This is a genomic window from Pseudomonas fluorescens (assembly GCF_001307155.1).
GTDB lineage: Bacteria > Pseudomonadota > Gammaproteobacteria > Pseudomonadales > Pseudomonadaceae > Aquipseudomonas > Aquipseudomonas helvetica.
The window spans coordinates 5,252,547-5,269,526 of record NZ_CP012830.1; the positions used below are offsets into that span (position 1 = coordinate 5,252,547).

The 16,980-nt window shown below is 60.0% G+C and carries 11 protein-coding genes; 5 read left to right on the forward strand and 6 right to left on the reverse strand.

Annotated features, from left to right (window positions below; all coding sequences use genetic code 11):
- Positions 1-18: 18 nt before the first annotated feature.
- Positions 19-396, forward strand: a complete 378-nt coding sequence (locus AO353_RS23930) for a response regulator (protein WP_054597203.1) — start codon at positions 19-21, stop codon at positions 394-396.
- Positions 397-419: 23 nt separating this feature from the next.
- Here the strand turns inward: AO353_RS23930 and AO353_RS23935 are convergent, their stop codons facing one another.
- Positions 420-1,475 (reverse strand): HEAT repeat domain-containing protein, encoded by a 1,056-nt coding sequence (locus tag AO353_RS23935; protein ID WP_054597204.1) that lies wholly within the window; start codon positions 1,473-1,475, stop codon positions 420-422.
- A 175-nt stretch (positions 1,476-1,650) separates the two neighbouring features.
- On the opposite strand from AO353_RS23935, the gene AO353_RS23940 reads away from it, so the two are divergent.
- From AO353_RS23940 to AO353_RS23950, 3 genes are read left to right on the forward strand one after another with little or no spacing between them, the layout of a single operon-like run.
- Entirely contained in the window at positions 1,651-3,786 is a 2,136-nt protein-coding gene (locus AO353_RS23940; protein ID WP_054597205.1) for an FUSC family protein, read from the forward strand.
- On the forward strand, positions 3,776-3,976 hold the full coding sequence (locus tag AO353_RS23945) for a DUF1656 domain-containing protein (protein ID WP_054597206.1): 201 nt from the start codon (positions 3,776-3,778) through the stop codon (positions 3,974-3,976). Before AO353_RS23940 ends, AO353_RS23945 begins: the two co-directional genes overlap by 11 nt.
- 4 nt (positions 3,977-3,980) lie before the next feature.
- Positions 3,981-4,946 carry an HlyD family secretion protein gene (locus AO353_RS23950; RefSeq protein WP_054597207.1) on the forward strand — a complete coding sequence of 322 codons (966 nt, stop codon included), beginning with the start codon at positions 3,981-3,983 and terminating at the stop codon, positions 4,944-4,946.
- A gap of 119 nt (positions 4,947-5,065) precedes the next feature.
- On the opposite strand, the gene AO353_RS23955 is transcribed toward AO353_RS23950, so the two are convergent.
- From AO353_RS23955 to mexE, 3 genes are read right to left on the reverse strand one after another with little or no spacing between them, the layout of a single operon-like run.
- Positions 5,066-6,487 carry an efflux transporter outer membrane subunit gene (locus AO353_RS23955; RefSeq protein WP_054597208.1) on the reverse strand — a complete coding sequence of 474 codons (1,422 nt, stop codon included), beginning with the start codon at positions 6,485-6,487 and terminating at the stop codon, positions 5,066-5,068.
- Positions 6,484-9,663: an efflux RND transporter permease subunit gene (locus AO353_RS23960; RefSeq protein ID WP_054597209.1), complete on the reverse strand. Its 3,180-nt coding sequence runs from the start codon at positions 9,661-9,663 to the stop codon at positions 6,484-6,486. The genes AO353_RS23955 and AO353_RS23960 overlap by 4 nt, the downstream gene beginning before the upstream one ends.
- A 15-nt stretch (positions 9,664-9,678) precedes the next feature.
- Positions 9,679-10,932 (reverse strand): multidrug efflux RND transporter periplasmic adaptor subunit MexE, encoded by a 1,254-nt coding sequence (gene mexE / locus AO353_RS23965; RefSeq protein ID WP_054597210.1) that lies wholly within the window; start codon positions 10,930-10,932, stop codon positions 9,679-9,681.
- A gap of 370 nt (positions 10,933-11,302) precedes the next feature.
- Here mexE and AO353_RS23970 point away from each other — a divergent pair, with 370 nt between their 5' ends.
- Positions 11,303-12,589, forward strand: coding sequence for an MFS transporter (locus tag AO353_RS23970; protein ID WP_054597211.1), 1,287 nt, complete (start codon positions 11,303-11,305; stop codon positions 12,587-12,589).
- Positions 12,590-12,643: 54 nt separating this feature from the next.
- On the opposite strand, the gene AO353_RS23975 is transcribed toward AO353_RS23970, so the two are convergent.
- Together AO353_RS23975 and AO353_RS23980 are read right to left on the reverse strand one after the other, a co-directional pair.
- Positions 12,644-15,664, reverse strand: coding sequence for an EAL domain-containing protein (locus AO353_RS23975; protein ID WP_054597212.1), 3,021 nt, complete (start codon positions 15,662-15,664; stop codon positions 12,644-12,646).
- Positions 15,652-16,671 carry a substrate-binding domain-containing protein gene (locus AO353_RS23980; protein ID WP_054598321.1) on the reverse strand — a complete coding sequence of 340 codons (1,020 nt, stop codon included), beginning with the start codon at positions 16,669-16,671 and terminating at the stop codon, positions 15,652-15,654. Before AO353_RS23980 ends, AO353_RS23975 begins: the two co-directional genes overlap by 13 nt.
- Between the last annotated feature and the right edge of the window lie 309 nt (positions 16,672-16,980).

Genomic DNA, 16,980 nt, shown 5'->3' on the forward strand with positions numbered 1-16,980 from the left:
ACCGAACAAAGGCTTCCCATGAGTGAAGATGCACAAGACGTCGTATTGATTGTTGAAGATGACCCCTCGATCCTGATGGTACTGGTCGCCTATCTGTCGGGTGAGGGCTATCGGGTTTTGCAGGCTGTAGATGGCGAGCAGGCTTTCGAAATTCTCGCGAGCAAACCGCACCTGGATATGATGATCACCGATTACCGTCTGCCCGGTGGCATCTCCGGCGTACAGATTGCCGAACCCGCGGTGAAGCTGCGACCTGAACTCAAGGTGATTTTCATCAGCGGTTACCCGCAGGAAATTCGTGAGTCCGGCAGCCCGATCGCGCAAAAGGCGCCGATCCTGGCCAAGCCGTTCGATCTCGACGAGTTGCAGGTCTTGATGCACGAAATGCTTTCGTAAGCTCCGCTCCTGCGGTCTATCGTTTACAGGCCCTGCTGCAACGCCGGGTCATCCGGATTCATCTGCTCAAGTTGTGCCAGCAGCACCTGAACATTCTGCAGCTGGCCACTTTCCTTCCAGTAGTTGATCAACGTGACTCGCGCCTTGCGATCGGCCGGGTGACGCTGAACGATTTCCTGAAGCTGCTTTTGTGCGGCTTCGAGTTCTTCCTGGCCGTGCAAGGTGGTTGCCAGGTCGTAGCGGTATTCCCTGTTGTCGGGCGCAAGTTCTACCGCTTTTGAAAGGCCGAGCAAGGCCAGCTCGTTTTGTCCGTGATGCAGCAACCACAACCCTAAAGCATGCTGCAGGTAGGCGGAGTCAGGTTGGGCCTGCAACTGTCTGGCGAGCATTTGTTGGGCAGCATCGGCCTGGCCCTGTTTATCCAGCACCTCGATCTGCATCACCAGCGCCGGCAAGTTGCCCGGGTCCAGGCGCAAGGTCTGATCGAGCGCCTGCTGTGCTGCTTTCACTTCAGCGTTGTGCAGGTGCAGGCGAGCCAGTTGGTATTGGGTCTCGGCGCTTTCAGGCTGACTATTCAGCGAGTGCTCGTATTCATCGATGACCTGCTGCAAAGGGCCGAAGTACAACCCCAGATCATCCGGCGAAAGCCCCAGCAACGCGTTCGCGGTGGCAAAACGCACGACTTGCTCGTGGTCGTCGAGCAATGGCCCGAGCAACAGGCTGCGTTGACCATTGGGCACCAGCCCGACGATGCTTTTGATCGCCGCCTGGCGAACCTCGACCACAGGGCTTTGCAGGTCCGCGTCAGCCAGCTTCAGTGCCTGCGGGCTCGGGTAATTCGCCAGTTCGGCATGCAACAGGACACGGCGCGTGTCCGACAAGTCCGGACGTGCCAACTGTTGATAGAGCACTCGCGCCGCACCGGGTTGGCCGTTGCGGGCCTTTTCCATGGCGTCGTGATAGCCCTGCTTGATCGCAGGGGGCACCTCTGGCGTCGTACTGCGCAGAGAAAACCAGGCAATGCCGACGGCAAACAGGACCAGCAGGCTGATGTACAGGTAGCGGCGAGGCATGGGCATGCAGGAATCCGGAATCTGACAGTGTTTGCAAAGCTGCCAGCATCGGTCAGCTGGCGCTGCGAGTCAAACCCGGGACGTGGTTAAAACCATACTTGATGGGCACATGTCGAGCTGAAACCTCTCACGTGTCGTCGCAGTGACTACGCTTGCTGGAGACGACTCGACGAGTGTTTCCATGCAAGCGTTGCTGCAGTACTTCAAGGCGATCCTCCACCCCGGTCCCGGGGTGTTGCTGTTTGCCTTGAGAACGATCACCGCCGGGCTGCTGACACTGTACCTGGCCTTTGTGTTTGACCTCGACCAGCCCAAATGGTCGATCATGGCCGTGGTCATCGTCAGCCAGCCGCTGGCCGGGATGGCGCTAGCCCGCAGTTTTGGCCAGGTCATCGGCACCACGCTGGGCGCGGCCGTGGCCGTGGTGATCATGGCGATCTTCCCCCAGGCGCCGGTGCCTTTCGTGATGACGTTGTCCCTGTGGCTGGCGCTGTGCACCGCCGGTGGCACCTTGTTGCGCTACACCAGTTCCCAGGCATTTGTGCTCAGCGGCTACACGGCGGTAGTGGTGGGGCTGCTGGCAGTGCCTGATCTGGAGGGCACCTTCCTGTTGGCCGTGACCCGCGTGACCGAGACGTTGCTGGCGGTTGCCTGTGTCTGTGTGGTCAGCCTGCTGACCGCGCGTCCGGAGGCTGTGGCCAAGGATTACTTTGCCAGGATCGATCAGGTGATCAAGCTGCTGGCAACCCATGCCAGCGCGGTCATTCGGACCGAGGAAAGCGAGGAAGACTTCCACCGTCGGCAAATGCAGCTGCTTGGGCAGATCAGCGCGCTGGAGGGGGTACGCCGGCATTTGTATTACGACGCGCCGCGTTTGCGCAGTGCCGACGACCTGGTGCAATTGCTTGGCAATCAACTGCTGTTGCTGACCGCGCGGCTCACCGCATTGCGCCATCAGCGCGAGCTGTTGCTCGAACGCTGGGAAGGCGAGATCCCTGCCGAAATCCAGCATTTGCTGAACGAAGAGCTGACCTTTCTCGATGAACTGGCCCGGCAGGGGCGCGCGCTGTCCAGCGAGCAGCGGCACCAGTTTGCGGCATTGCAACAGCGCTTCGATGCACTGGCCTACCGTTCGGAGCAACTGACCGAGCCCTTGAAGGCCACCTTGCGCTCGCTGTCATGGTCACTGCGTTGGGAACAGGCGCGAATGCTCCAGCAGCTTGAAACGATTCTGGAATTGAGCGATGCGATCCAGAGCGGACGCAAGGCCAGTAGCGTGTTTCGCGGTCAGGCCAATCCACTGCACCTGGATTTCACCCTGGCGACGATGAACGCCATCCGTGCGTTCTGCGCACTGATGGTGGCTGGCCTGATATGGATCGAAACCGGTTGGGACGGCGCCCGGGGCGGGATGATTGTGGCGGGGATCCTCTGCTCGTTGATGGCGACGTTTCCCCGCCCGTTGTTGGCTGCCCAGAGCTATGCCCGGGGCTTGGGTCTGGCGCTGGTGGTGTCGGCGCTGCTTGAATTTGCGCTGGTGCCGATGATCAGTAGCTTCGAGCTGTTGGCCCTGTTGCTGGCGCCATTGCTGTATGCCGTTGCGGTGGGGTTGTCCAGCCCGCCAACCACGGGGACGGGGATCGGGCTGGGATTGTCGACATTTCTGTTATTGGGCCCGCAGAACACCGGATTGGGGCAGAACACCGCGATCCAGTGGTTTGAATTTGCTGGCGCTTACACCTGCGCCACCGTGCTGGCGTTGAGTGTGTATGCCTTGATCTTCCCCTTCAGGCCCGTTCTGCGTATTCGCCGGCTGCACCAGGAAAATTGCGAGCAGGTCTATGCCTTGCTGAAAAAACCGGCCACGGATGAAAACCAGTTTGCCTTCGAGAGTCGTCTGGTCGACCGTCTGACCACGATGCTGGGGCTGTTGCCAGCCATCCAGGACAAGCCTGCGCGTGACCTGTTCGAGGTCAGCCTCGGCTGTCTGGCCCTGGGCATTGCCTTGAACCAGCTCAGGCAGCAGGGGCAGAACAACCTGCTACTGAGCCCGCAGACGCAAACCCGGTTGTTTGCCACCGTTCAGGAAGTCGGGCGGCTGGTTGCCGGTCGGCCGAACATCGAAGTGGATCGCGTGATCGACAGCCTGCACGCCTTGGGCGATGAGCTGGACGCGCTGCACTGCAGCGTCCATGAACACCTGTGGTCAGTGTTTCGCATGCGTGTGGCGTTGTTGATCGTGGTGTCGTTCCTGGAGCGCCACCGTGGCCACTTTGAGCCTGTCACCTTGCAAGGAGTACCTGCGCTTGACCATTGATCTGGAAATAGGCGGCGTCTATCTGCCGCCGATTGCCCAGGCGCTGCTGCTGGGCTTGCCGATTTTCCTGGTGCTGGACTGGTTCCTGCGGCGCCTCGGCGTATTGCAATTCGTCTGGCATGAAGCCTTGTTCGAAGGCGCGTTGTACGCCTGCGTGTGCGCGATGTTGATACTGGCGATGGGAGCCTGATGCCTTGAAGAAGATTCTTGCCCAATTCTCGACACTGGCAGTGGTCGTGCTGGCTTTTGTGCTCGGCTGGTTTGCCTGGGAGCATTACACCCGCGCACCGTGGACCCGGGACGCACGGGTGCGTGCCGATGTGGTGACTTTGTCCGCCGATGTTGCGGGACGCATCGTCCGCCTGGGTGTGCAGGATAACCAGCATGTGGAGAAGGGGCAGTTGCTGTTGGAAATCGATCCCTCGCGTTACGCCCTGGCGGTGGAACATGCCAAGCGTTCGGTCGAAGTGGCGAAGGCCTCGCTGGGGCAATCGCAAGCCACCATCGTTGCCAGTCAGGCGCTGCTCAAGCAGCGTCAAAGCGAGGAGCTGCGTCGACGGACCCTCAAGGAACGCATGGCGGTTTCTGGCGAAGAGTGGGAAAAGTCCAGTACCGAGGTGTCGGTGGCCCAGGCCGATTTGCTGCGCAACCAGGCCAACCTGGGTTTTGCCCAGGCCAACGTGCAACTGGCCATCGCCGCATTGGCCGAGGCTGAACACGATCTGCAGCGCACTCGGGTCGAATCGCCGGTCAGTGGCTACGTCACCAATCTGCTGACGCGGCAGGGCGATTACGCGACCGCGGGCGGGCCGCTGGTGGCGCTGGTGGACAGCGACTCGTTTTATATCAGCGGCTACTTCGAAGAAACCAAACTGCCGCGAATCGCGGAGGGTGACCGGGTCGACATCGAATTGATGAGTGGCGAACGTTTTGGCGGCACCGTGCAAAGCATCGCTTTCGCCATTGCCGACCGGGAGAACCTGCCCGGCGGGCGTTTGCTGGCCAACATCAACCCAAGCTACACCTGGGTCAAACTGGCGCAACGGGTGCCGGTACGGATTCAGATCGACGCCGACTATGCCGGCAAAAACACGCTGCGTGCCGGGACCACGGCTACGGTGACTGTCCAGGAAACCCGCAAATCCGACGATCACCGCTAACACGGGGGAATGTGGGGAATCACCATTGTTTGCAGGCAAAAAAAGCCCCGCGACCGAATGAGACGCGGGGCAAAAAATTTGGTTGGTTGCGGCCAACCAAAGGAGCTCTTGAAAAGGGGTTACCTGCTGGCGACCGTCTCGGGTTGCCAGCCACCGCCGAGGGCCTTGTAGATGGCGACGATGCCACGGTAAAGATCAACCTCGGCCTGGGCCTGGGAATCCTCGGCGGCAAGGCGCTCACGTTGTGCATCGAGCAGCACCAGGAAATCCACGGTGCCTTCGCGGTAGCGAATTTGCGCCAGGTCAGCCGCAGCACGGCTTGACTCACTCTGACGAATCAGCGAGATCAGGCGCTGTTGACGTTTACCGTAATCGGAGAAGGCGTTCTCCGATTCTTCCAGCGCTAACAACACTTGCTGCTCGTAGGTCGCCAGGGCGCCTTCGGCGTTAGCATCGGCTGCCCGCAAACGAGCGCGCACGCTGCCCAGGTCGAAGGCGGCCCAGGTAATGCTTGGGCTGAGCGCCCAGGCGCTGGCTGCCGACGAGCCGATCTGCGATCCACGCCCAGCGGTGAAGCCGAGGAAACCGCTGAGGCTGACCCGTGGGAACAGATCGGCCTTAGCCACACCAATTCGCGCGGTGGCGGCGGCCAGCTTGCGTTCGGCACTGCGGATATCCGGACGGCGTTGCAGCAGCTCACCCGGATCACCAATCGGCAAGGACTTGGCAATCGCCGGCAAGTTGGCCGGGCTGAGGTCGACGGTCAGTTTGTCCGGTCGTTCACCCAGCAGGGTGGCGATGCGGTTGCGTTGACGCACCTGCACTTCTTGCAGTTGCGGCACGCTGGCTTCGACGGAGGCAAGGCGGGCATCGGCGCGAACCACATCGAGCTGATCGCCGACGCCGGCATCACGCAGGCTCACGGTGATTTTGCTCGACTCTTGCTGGTTCTGCAGGTTGGCCAGCGCGATTTTTTCCCGCAGTTGCGCACCGCGCAGTTGACCGTAAGCGTCCACCAGTTCGGCAATCATGCTGACTTGCAGTTGATGCAGATCGGCTTCGGCTGCTTGTTGATCGGCATCGGCGGCTTCCAGATTGCGCTGGATGCGCCCGAACAGATCCACTTCCCAGGCCATGTCCAGGCCCAGGTCATAGCGTTCGCTGTTGACGCGCTGAGTGGTCTGGCCGGGAATCTGGCCTTTGGCCAAATCACTGCTGGCGCGGCTGGTGACGTTGGGTGTGGTCTGGGTGGCCGCGTCATCACGGAACGCCCGAGATGCCTTCAAGCGCGCATACGCCACTCGCAGATCACGGTTGCCCTGCAACGACTGGGTCACCAACTGATTGAGGATCGGGTCATCGAACTGCTGCCACCAGACACCTTCGAAGCGTGCGCGGTCGAAGTTCTTCTGACCGTTGGCGCCATCGGTGGCGGCCGTGATGTTGGCCGCCTCCGTTGCCGGGGTCTTGTAGTCCGGGCCGACGGCACAGGCACTCAGGGCCAGTACCAGCAAGCTCGGCAGGAAGACTTTCAGACTCATTGTTGCGCCTCCAGTTTCAGGGCCTTGGCCGCTTTGCGGGCATCGCTGCGTTCCACAAAACGACGGATCAATACGTAGAACACCGGCGTCAGCAACAGACCGAAGAAGGTCACCCCGAGCATCCCGGAGAACACCGCCACACCCATGGCGTGACGCATTTCTGCACCGGCACCGCTGGAGAACACCAGAGGCACCACGCCCATGATGAAGGCGAAGGAGGTCATCAGGATCGGCCGCAGACGCAGACGGCAGGCTTCCAGTACCGCGCTGAGCGGGTCCAGGCCTTCCTCTTGCTTGTCCTTGGCGAACTCGACGATCAGGATCGCGTTCTTGCAGGCCAGTCCTACCAGAACGATCAAGCCGATCTGGGTGAAGATGTTGTTGTCGCCACCGGAGAGAATCACCCCGGTAATCGCCGACAACAGGGTCATCGGGACGATCAGGATCACCGCCAGCGGCAGGCTCCAGCTCTCGTATTGCGCGGCCAGTACCAGGAACGCCAGCAGTACGCAGAGCGGGAACACGAACAGCGCGGTGTTGCCGGACAGAATTTGCTGGTAGGTCAGGTCTGTCCACTCGTAGGTCATGCCGTTAGGCAGTTCGTCCTTGAGCAGTTTTTCGATGGCCTGTTGCGCTTGGCCGGAGCTGTAGCCAGGGGCTGCGGCGCCGTTGATTTCAGCGGTGATAAAGCCGTTGTAGTGCATCACGCGGTCCGGGCCCGAGGTGTCGCTGACCTTGATGAAGGTCGCCAGCGGGATCATCTCGCCTTTGTTGTTGCGCACTTTCAGCTGGCCGATCTGGTCCGGTTCGAGGCGGAACTGCTGCTCGGCCTGAACGTTGACCTGATAGGTGCGACCAAAGCGGTTGAAGTCGTTGGCATACAACGAACCCAGGTAGATCTGCAGGGTGTCGAAGATGTCGCTGACGGCCACGCCGTGGGTCTTGGCTTTTTCGCGGTCGATGGCGGCATCGACCTGTGGCACGTTCACGGTGTAGCTGGTGAACAGCCCGGCCAGTTCCGGCACGCTGCGGCTCTTGGTGATGATGTTCATGGTTTCTTTGTACAGCTCGTCATACCCCAGGTTGCCCCGGTCTTCGATCTGCAGGCGGAAACCACCGATGGTGCCCAGGCCTTGTACCGGCGGCGGCGGGAAGATCGCCATGTAGGCTTCCTGAATCCCGGCGTACTGGCCGTTCAAGGCTCCGGCAATGGCACCAGCCGATTGGCTTGGGTCTTTGCGTTGGTCGAACGGTTTCAGGGTGACGAACACGATGCCGGCGTTAGGGCTGTTGGTGAAGCCGTTGATCGACAGGCCAGGGAAGGCCACTGCGCTTTCCACGCCAGGCTGTTTCAGGGCCAGGTCGGACATGCGCTTGATCACATCTTCAGTGCGGTCGAGGCTCGCCGCGTCCGGCAGTTGGGCGAAAGCCACCAGGTATTGCTTGTCCTGGCCAGGCACGAACCCGGTTGGCGTGTTCGAGAACCCGAGGAACGTCAGCGCCATCAGGCCGGCGTACAGCAGCAGGGCGATGCCGCTGCTGCGGATCACACGAGCCACAGTGCCGACATAACCATGGCTGGCACGATCAAAGAAACGGTTGAACGGACGGAACAGCCAGCCACCGAAGATCCCGTCGAGGACCCTCGAGAAACGGTCCTTGGGCGCATCATGACTTTTAAGCAACACGGCCGCCAACGCTGGCGACAGGGTCAGCGAGTTGAAGGCCGAGATCACAGTGGAGATCGCAATGGTCAACGCGAACTGCTTGTAGAACTGCCCGGTCAACCCGGAGATGAAGGCCGCCGGGATAAACACGGCACACAGCACCAGCGCGGTGGCGATGATCGGTCCGGTTACTTCACGCATGGCGCGTTTGGTCGCTTCGACCGGTGTCAGCCCGAGGCCGATATTCCGTTCGACGTTTTCCACCACCACGATGGCGTCGTCGACCACGATACCGATGGCCAATACCAATCCGAACAATGACAACGCGTTAAGCGAGAAGCCGAACAGGTGCATCACGGCGAACGTACCGATCAACGACACCGGTACCGCCACCAACGGAATGATCGAGGCACGCCAGGTTTGCAGGAACAGGATCACCACCAGCACCACCAGAATCAGTGCTTCGAACAGCGTGTGCACCACCGCTTCGATGGAACCGCGAACGAAGATCGTCGGGTCATACACGATGCTGAAGTCCATGCCTTCGGGGAAGCTCTTCTTCAGCTCGGCCATTTTGGCGCGCACTTCGTTGGAGATCTCGATAGCGTTGGAGCCTGGACGCTGGAAGATCGGGATCGCCACGGCCGGTTGGTTGTTCAGCAAGGAACGCAAGGCGTACTGGCTGGAGCCCAGTTCGACGCGAGCAATGTCCTTGAGGCGAGTGATTTCACCGTTTTCGCCAGAGCGAATAATGATGTTCTCGAACTCTTCCTCGGAGACCAGGCGACCTTGGGTGTTGACCGAGAGCTGGAACGCGGTGGCGTTCGGTGCAGGTGGCGCACCCAGGGCACCGGCGGCAACCTGGCGGTTCTGTTCGCGAATCGCGTTGACCACATCGGTCGCGGTCAGGTTGCGCGAAGCGGTCTTGTTCGGATCGAGCCAGACCCGCAGCGAATAGTCGCCCATGCCGAACAGTTGCACGTCACCGACGCCGCCCAGCCGCGCCAGCTCATCCTTGATGTTGAGCAAGGCGTAGTTGGACAGGTAGAGCATGTCGTAGCGCTTGTCCGGCGAGGTCAAGTGCACAACCATGGTCAGGTCGGGCGAAGCCTTGTCCACCGTGATACCGATCCGGGTCACTTCGGCGGGCAGCTTGGGCTCGGAGCGGGTGACACGGTTCTGCACCTGAACCTGTGCGTTGTCCAGGTCGGTGCCCAGCGCAAAGGTGATGGTCAGGGTGATCTTGCCGTCAGCGGTGGACTGCGAGGACATGTACAGCATGTTCTCGACGCCGGTGATGGCTTGCTCCAGCGGAGCGGCCACGGTTTCACCGATGACTTTAGGGTTGGCACCCGGGAAGTTGGCGCGGACCACCACGGTCGGTGGCACGACTTCCGGGTATTCGCTGATCGGTAGCTGGAACAGCGAGATGCTGCCGGCGATCAGGATCAGCAGCGAGAGCACCGCTGCGAAGATCGGCCGTGAAATGAAGAATTGGGAAAAATTCATCGGAGTTGTCGTCCCTTAACCGCGTGGAGTCGCAGCGGCGAGTTTCACAGCCGTACCCGGCGCAACCTTGGCAGGTGCGACTTGGGGCAGGTTGCTGGCTTCAAGCGCTTGGCGTTGTTGAGCGAGGGCCGCGAGGGTTTCCTGGCTGGCCATCGGGATCACTTCAGGCGTCACCGGGGAACCCGGACGCACCCGTTGCAGACCCTTGACGATGATCGTGTCGTCCTTGTTCAGGCCGCTGCGCACAATGCGCAAACCTTCGATCTTCGGACCCAGTTCGACGGCGCGATAAGCCGACTTGTTGTCGGCGTCCATCACCAGTACAAACTTTTTACCCAGGTCGGTACCGACGGCTTCGTCGTTGATCAGTACAGCGGAATAGGTCCCGCTGCCCACCAGTTTCAGGCGAGCGTAGAGGCCGGGGGTGTATTCGCCCTTGCTGTTGTCAAACACGGCGCGACCGCGGATGGTGCCGGTTTTCGGGTTGACCTGGTTGTCGACGAAGTTCATCTGGCCCAGGTGTGGGTTGCCTTCTTCATTGGACAGACCAAGGTAAACCGGAGTGGTTTGACCGCGTTGGCCCTGGCGGGCGAGCTGGGTGTACTTGAGGTACACACGCTCATCGGCGTCGAAGTAGGCGTAAATCTTGTCGGTGGAGACCACGCTGGTCAGCGCGGTGACATCGGCGGTGACCAGGTTGCCGGCGGTGATTTCCGCACGGCTGACGCGGCCACTGATCGGTGCGGTGACGCGGGTAAAGCTGAGGTTCAGTTTGGCCAGGTCCAGTTGCGCCTGGAGGGCGCCGACAGCGGCTCGGGCCTCTTGGGCGGCGCTGCTGCGCGAGTCGGCCAGTTCTGCGGAAATCGCATTGCTGGTGCGCAGGCGCTCACCGCGTTGGGCTTCGTTTTCGCTGCGGGTAGCATTGGCGCGGCCCTGGGCAACCAGGGCTTCAAGACGGCGGACCTCAGCCTGGAAGGGGCGAGGGTCGATCTGGAACAGCAAATCGCCCTTTTTCACAAGGGCGCCTTCGGTGAATGCGACTTCGTCGATCTGGCCTGACACCCGAGGACGAATCTCGACGGTTTCCGGTGCCTCGAGGCGGCCGGTGAAATCGTCCCACTCGTTGACCGGTTGTTCCAGCACCTTGGCCACGCTGACTTTGGCCGCAGGCATGGCGGCAGCGGTGCCCGGGGTCTTGCCGCAGGCGCTCATCACCAGCATGGCCAAAACGGCCAAGGGGAAGCGCAAATGTTTGAATGACTGTTCCATGGATGCATCCGCCACTGTATTGAGATGGGCGGATGATGCTCGGCGGGGCTGTATCAAACGAATCGAATGAGGCAAAGGTAACTATCATTCGGAATGATATAAGCGCCGAGTTAGCCCCCTAGCATGGGGCTTTCGTTAGGCGGCTATCAATGTGCCTGATGACAATTCAGTGTTGCGGGGAGTGCAAAGGTCAGGTTGAAAACCGAGTCGCGGTCATCGTGAGCAAGCTCGCTTCTTGCTGTGCCCGAACTGCCTGGGCCGTTACCAGCTTTCGGCTTTTTCGGTGATCGACCTTGCGCTTGGTCAATCTGGCCAATAGTGGGCTTACAGGTCCGTTGTATGACGGGTCTTCATGTGCGGAATTGATGATATGAAGTTGTTTAGACCGTTGCTTCAGCGGCCTGTGGCGTTGCTATGGGGAGGGCTGGCGCTATCCTCGATCGGCGACGAATTGTTCGCGATCGCTGTCGCCTGGATGGCGGTGCAGATCGCCGGCACCGATGCGAGTTGGCTTAGTGCGTTGCGCGGCGGGGCGGCGCTGGCGGGCGCGTTGCTGGGAGGGATCTGGGCCGAGCGCTGGGACCATCGGCGCACGATGATCGGCGCTGACCTTGCGCGGGCCGGGCTCGCGCTGATTCCGATGCTGGCTTGGGCGTTGGACATCCTGAGCCTGTGGATGCTGGCGGTGCCGGTCATGCTCATGATGATCGTCAACTCTTTGTTCGAACCGGCCTTGCGCGCCAGCCTGCCACGCATTGTCGCGGCGCCGGACCAGTTGCAGGCCGTCAACGCGCTGTTCGACGCAATTATCCGGGTGGCCCGGGTGATCGGGCCGATGCTGGCCGCGGCCATTACCTTGCTGATTCCGCTTGAACATCTGTTTACCCTCAATAGCCTGACGTTCCTGATCTCGGCCTGGGCGGTGATGAAGCTGAGCACGGCATTGCCTCGCCAACCGGTCAAGGTGACGAGCCGGCGTGCCGCCTTCACCGCCGGTTGGCGCAGCCTGATCGGTCGTCGGCAGATGCAGGTGGTGTATGTGTGTGCGGGGTTGGGCAACGTCGCCTGGAGCCTGGGCATTTCCATCGGCATGGCGCTGGCCGTGGTCAAGTACGACATCCAGGGTTTCGGTGTACGGGGCTTTGCCGCCTACGGCCTGATCATGGGCGCCTATGGTTGCGGCAACCTGATCTCTATTTTTGTCGTCGGCAACCTGCATATCCGACGCTTGTACGGTGGTTTTACCTTCGGCTCGGTGGTCAACGGCCTGGGCATTGCGACCATCGGTGCGGCGGTGATGTACCTGCCAGCGGAGTACGTCCTGGTCGGGATGATGTTCGGCGCAGGCCTGGCCGCGCTCGGCGGGCCGCTGATCGACATCTCGTTCATTCTGCTGATTCAAACCACGTTCAGGCAAAGCGAGATTGCCGGGCTGGCAAGGTTACGCTATGCCGCGCTGGGGGCCTCCATTCTCATTGCCGGGGCCTGCGGTGCGGCACTTTATGCCCGGTTCGAAACCGGCATGGTCATCGTCGGCAGCGGGATTTTTGAAGTCATCGTCGGTGCGATTGTGTTGCTCGTCCCCAAGGACAATGAAGCGGTCTACGCGAACACGGGGGAAGAGCCTCTGTTGGATGGCAATGAGGTCACCCGATGAGCGCTTTTCATGAGTATGTGAAAGACCACGCCGAACGTACGCCACACTGAGTCATTAATGCCCGGGCATTGGGCTGCTTGGGCGTTTTACATCGCGTTTTCGCCTTGCCGAGTCAGGGCTCGCAATGCGGCTCGATTGAGGCAATCGGGGCGTACGCAGTAACAGGCTGATTTCCTCTGCACTGACCGCTCTGCTGAAAAAGTGGCCCTGAATTTCATCGCAGCCGTTTTCATGCAGGAAGGTTTGCTGCTCCTGGGTTTCGACACCTTCGGCAATGACCCTGAGGTTCAGTGTGTGCCCCAACGAAATCACCGCGGTGGCGATGGCTTTGTCGTTCTCGTTGTCGGGCAGATCGCGCACGAAAGACTGATCGATCTTGAGTCTCGCAATCGGGAAGCTTTTCAAGGCTGCAAGGCTGGAGTAGCCGGTGCCGAAGTCGTCGATCGAGAGGCTGATCCCCATTGATTGCAGTTCTTTCATTTTGTTGATGGCTTGCTGAAGGTCTTGCATGATCAGACTTTCGGTCAGCTCCAGCTCAAGGTACATCGGGTCCAGTCCGGTTTCTTTCAAGGCATGCCTCACTCGGTCGATCAGGTCCCTTTCGATAAACTGGCGTGCTGAAATATTCACCGACATGGTGATCGGCGGCCAGCCCGCATCCTGCCAGTCCTTGTTCTGTCTGCACGCGGTATGAATCACCCAGTCGCCGATGGGCACGATCAACCCGGTTTCTTCGGCCTGCGGAATGAATTTGATTGGAGACACCATGCCGAGCTCGGGGTGCTGCCAGCGGATCAGTGCTTCTACGCCGATAATCTGACCTGACTGCAAATCCACCTGTGGCTGGTACAGCAGCAGGAACTCGTCATGGTTGAGTGCATTTCGAAGCCCGTCTTGCATGGCGAGCTTGCCCTGAACCTTGTTATTCATCTCGCTCGTATAGAACTGGTAACTGTTGCGACCCAGCTCCTTGGCCCGGTACATCGCGGCGTCTGCGTTGCTGAGCAACGTGTCGGTATCGCTGCCGTCGGCAGGGTAAGTGGCCAACCCCATGCTGCAGGTGACGTGGAGTGTATGTCCGCTTAGCTGAATCGGCCGCAGGATGGCTTCCTGGATTTTGTGCAGGGCAGGGGTAACGCCGTCGAGGTCTGAGGGCTGGTCGAACAGGATGATCACAAACTCGTCGCCACCCAGTCGCACGACGGTGTCGGTGCGGCGTACACATTCCAGCATGCGCTGGGCGACGGTTTTCAGCAGTTCGTCTCCAGCACTGTGCCCAAGACTGTCATTCACCAGTTTGAATTTGTCCAGATCGAGAAACGCCACCGTCACCTGGCGGTTGTAGCGCTGAGCATAAAGTATTGCCTGCTTGAGGCGGTCTTCGAGCAGTGTGCGATTCGGCAGCCCGGTCAGTGCGTCATGGTCGCCCATAAAGCGAATGCGCTGCTCGGTAAGTTGGCGTTCTATTGCAATGCCGGCAAGCGGTGTCGCCATGTCGATCAGCCGCGTCTCGGTCGAGCCAGGGCTGCGTACAGTGTTGGAATACAAGGCAAACGTACCCAATACCTTTCGCTCATGGGACAGGATCGGCGTCGACCAGCAGGCGCGAAACCCATAGGGCGCAGCAATTGAACGGTAATCCTCCCACAGCGGATCCAGCTCGATATTCGTGACGATGACCGGTTCTCGTCGATACACAGCGGTGCCGCATGAACCGACGTTCGGACCGATTGCAATCCCGTCAATGAGCTGGTTATAGGCTTTCGGCAAACTGGGCGCAGCCCCATGCAGCAGGTGCTTGCCATCCTCATCCAGCACCAGGATGGACACCATCATCCCCTCCAGTTGGGACTCGACCAGGTGAGCCAGGCTGTCGAGGACTTCTGCAAGCTCGGTACTCCTGGCGATCAGCTCCAGGACATGACCTTGTCCGGTACGGATGATGGCTTCTTGCTCCAATCGACTGTTTTGCACGGCGAGTCGCTCTGTGGCGATACTCAATTGAACCGATTTTTTTTCCAGCTGAAGTCGGTCTTTGAGGAATTGATTCACCGCACGAGCCATGTTGGCGATCTCGTCCTTCCCATGCTCCGCCATCATCAAATGCGTTTTGTCAGTGTGTTCCTGACGCAATTGCCGGCTTATTGCATTCAGGCGCACGAGCACATGACGGCCCATGAAGACCCGGGTCACAAACCAGGCGAACACCAGGCTGGCGCCCAACATGATCAACACCCATTGCTGGCTACGGTTTGAGGCCTCCACCAGGCGTTGTACGGCTTCGCGATAGTCTTCGGTGTAAGCACTGGATTGCGCACGGGCCAACGCGACCAGAACCCCGGCCTCATTCTTCAGCTCCTCATTGAACCGCTGTATGACGTTGTGCTGATTGATGAGCTTCAGGCGCAGGGAGAAGAGCTTGGGTATCTCGACATCAGCGTCGGGTAACTTGCCTGTGGTGCGTGACAGGTGCTCATACCGGATCTGCAGGCGTTGCACGGCATCACTGTCAACAGCCTGCGGCAGATCGAAAAGTAACACCGCCAGCTCCAGGCTGGCCCGGGTCTGGGCCGCGGTTAACCGGGCAGTGTGATCCTCCAGGGTTTGCTCGAAGGTGACCTCGGTTTGCAGCAGGCTTTCGCGCAATTGCGCAACGATGTTGGCAGTATTGCGGAACATCTGACTCGACTGATACATGTCGAGTATCGCCACGCCACTGTTCGCGGCAGTCAGCTGCTGCACCAGCTGATCAAGGGCTTCAAGCTGTTCGACGGTCGCTGCATAGCTTGAACGCAGGGTGTCGGGGGAGCGGGTTGTCAGAAGCTGATCGGTCTGGCGTTCGATCAGCAAGGTACGATGCAGCATGTCTTGCCCATTTTGCATGCGGACCAGTCGTTCATCCGTCAGCTGGCGGGTGGCGCTGTTTGATGTGCGCAACGCGTAGACCGCAGTTGCACCACCCGCCAGGATCAGCAGCGCCAGTGTCAGAAACGCCAGTGTGAACTGTGCGCGTAGCGATTGCGGCAACAGCTGGCGTCCGAGCCGGGAAATGACGTCCAATGTCAGGGGTTCCATTGGTGGCGATAGATGTCTCGATAACCATTGTCAGGGTCGTACTGGAATTTCTTCCCGCCGTCGAAGGCGATATTGTCGGCATTGACCAGGTGAATTGGTGCTACGAAGCCGCTCACCGGCTGACCTGCAAACAGCCGGTTCAACTCATCCATCACTTGCCAGCCATGCAGGTTTAGCGGCTCGGCCACGGTGACGGTCTGGTAGGTTTTTGCCTGTATGCGCAAGAAAGCCGAAGCGCTGCCATCACCGGCGGACAACAGACTGATGCTGTCACTGGGTATTGCAGCGTTGGTCAATGAGGCAATCGAGTAGTCGAAATAGATATCGTTGATGGCCAGGGTGTGGGTCCAGCGCTTGCCATAGCGCTGAAGCAGCTCGTTGGTGATCGTCGGCATCTTCTCGCCACTTTCGGAGATCGCGACATCGCGCACTTCCAGCAATGTACATTCCCGGCAGGCCCGAATGACGTTTTCCATGGCGTTGGCTTTCGCCATGGCGATGCTGTATTTGGAGTCGGTCAGGATGACCACGCCGGCGTGTCCGTTTGACTGTGCCACTGCCGCCATGGCCGTGAGGCGAGCCACTTCGAGCGGATCGGTCGTGACGTTCATGGCCACCGGCGTGCCGTCAATCGGCCCGGGGCGTGCCCCTGCGTGCCAGCCGACCACCGGCACATCCCTGTTGGCGAAGAGGATCAGCGCCGCATTGTTCTCAAGGGCATCGGAACCGCACAGAATGAGGCCGTCGGGTTTCGCTGCCAGGGCATCGGAAAAGGCCTTTGCGCGCCCGACCGATGACCCAGCGCCATCGAATATTTTCAGCGTCCAGCCCATCGCCTTGGCTGCCTCGCGAGCGCCCTGTGCGACACCGACAATTCCACCGTTACGCAAATCTTCTGCGACAAGGGCGATGCTCTTGCCCCGCAGGGCTTGCGGGCCGGATTCAGGGCCGCTCCAGCGAACGGCTTCGAGGGTGGCCCTGGAAACGATTTCCTGCGCTTGAATCACCGTAACCGTGGCGTTTTCGACACCCGCTGCAGTTGGCAGGTTCTGGCCGTATCCGGGAGTTGCCGTGAAAAGACAGAAAACCGCAATTGAAGTCATCCAGGGTAACCAAGGCCTGATCAGGCAGGTTCGATCACCGCATGTGATGCCGGGTCTGGAGCCGATGGCGCGATCATAGTCTGGCATGGCGTCCCTTTTTGCCGAGAGTGCAGCGTTCACTATCCGCAAGGATAGTCGGTTCTGCTGTCATCAGGTCTTTTGTGGGTAAAGCCTGTGAACTTTAGTCCTGAACATTCAGGAAAAGGGGCAGGG

Coding starts and splice junctions, on each gene's coding strand:
- AO353_RS23975 (WP_054597212.1), bottom strand. CDS start 15,664: ATGGAACCCCTGACATTGGACGTCATTTCCCGGCTCGGACGCCAGCTG.
- AO353_RS23960 (WP_054597209.1), bottom strand. CDS start 9,663: ATGAATTTTTCCCAATTCTTCATTTCACGGCCGATCTTCGCAGCGGTG.
- AO353_RS23955 (WP_054597208.1), bottom strand. CDS start 6,487: ATGAGTCTGAAAGTCTTCCTGCCGAGCTTGCTGGTACTGGCCCTGAGT.
- AO353_RS23935 (WP_054597204.1), bottom strand. CDS start 1,475: ATGCCCATGCCTCGCCGCTACCTGTACATCAGCCTGCTGGTCCTGTTT.
- mexE (WP_054597210.1), bottom strand. CDS start 10,932: ATGGAACAGTCATTCAAACATTTGCGCTTCCCCTTGGCCGTTTTGGCC.
- AO353_RS23970 (WP_054597211.1), top strand. CDS start 11,303: ATGAAGTTGTTTAGACCGTTGCTTCAGCGGCCTGTGGCGTTGCTATGG.
- AO353_RS23930 (WP_054597203.1), top strand. CDS start 19: ATGAGTGAAGATGCACAAGACGTCGTATTGATTGTTGAAGATGACCCC.
- AO353_RS23940 (WP_054597205.1), top strand. CDS start 1,651: ATGCAAGCGTTGCTGCAGTACTTCAAGGCGATCCTCCACCCCGGTCCC.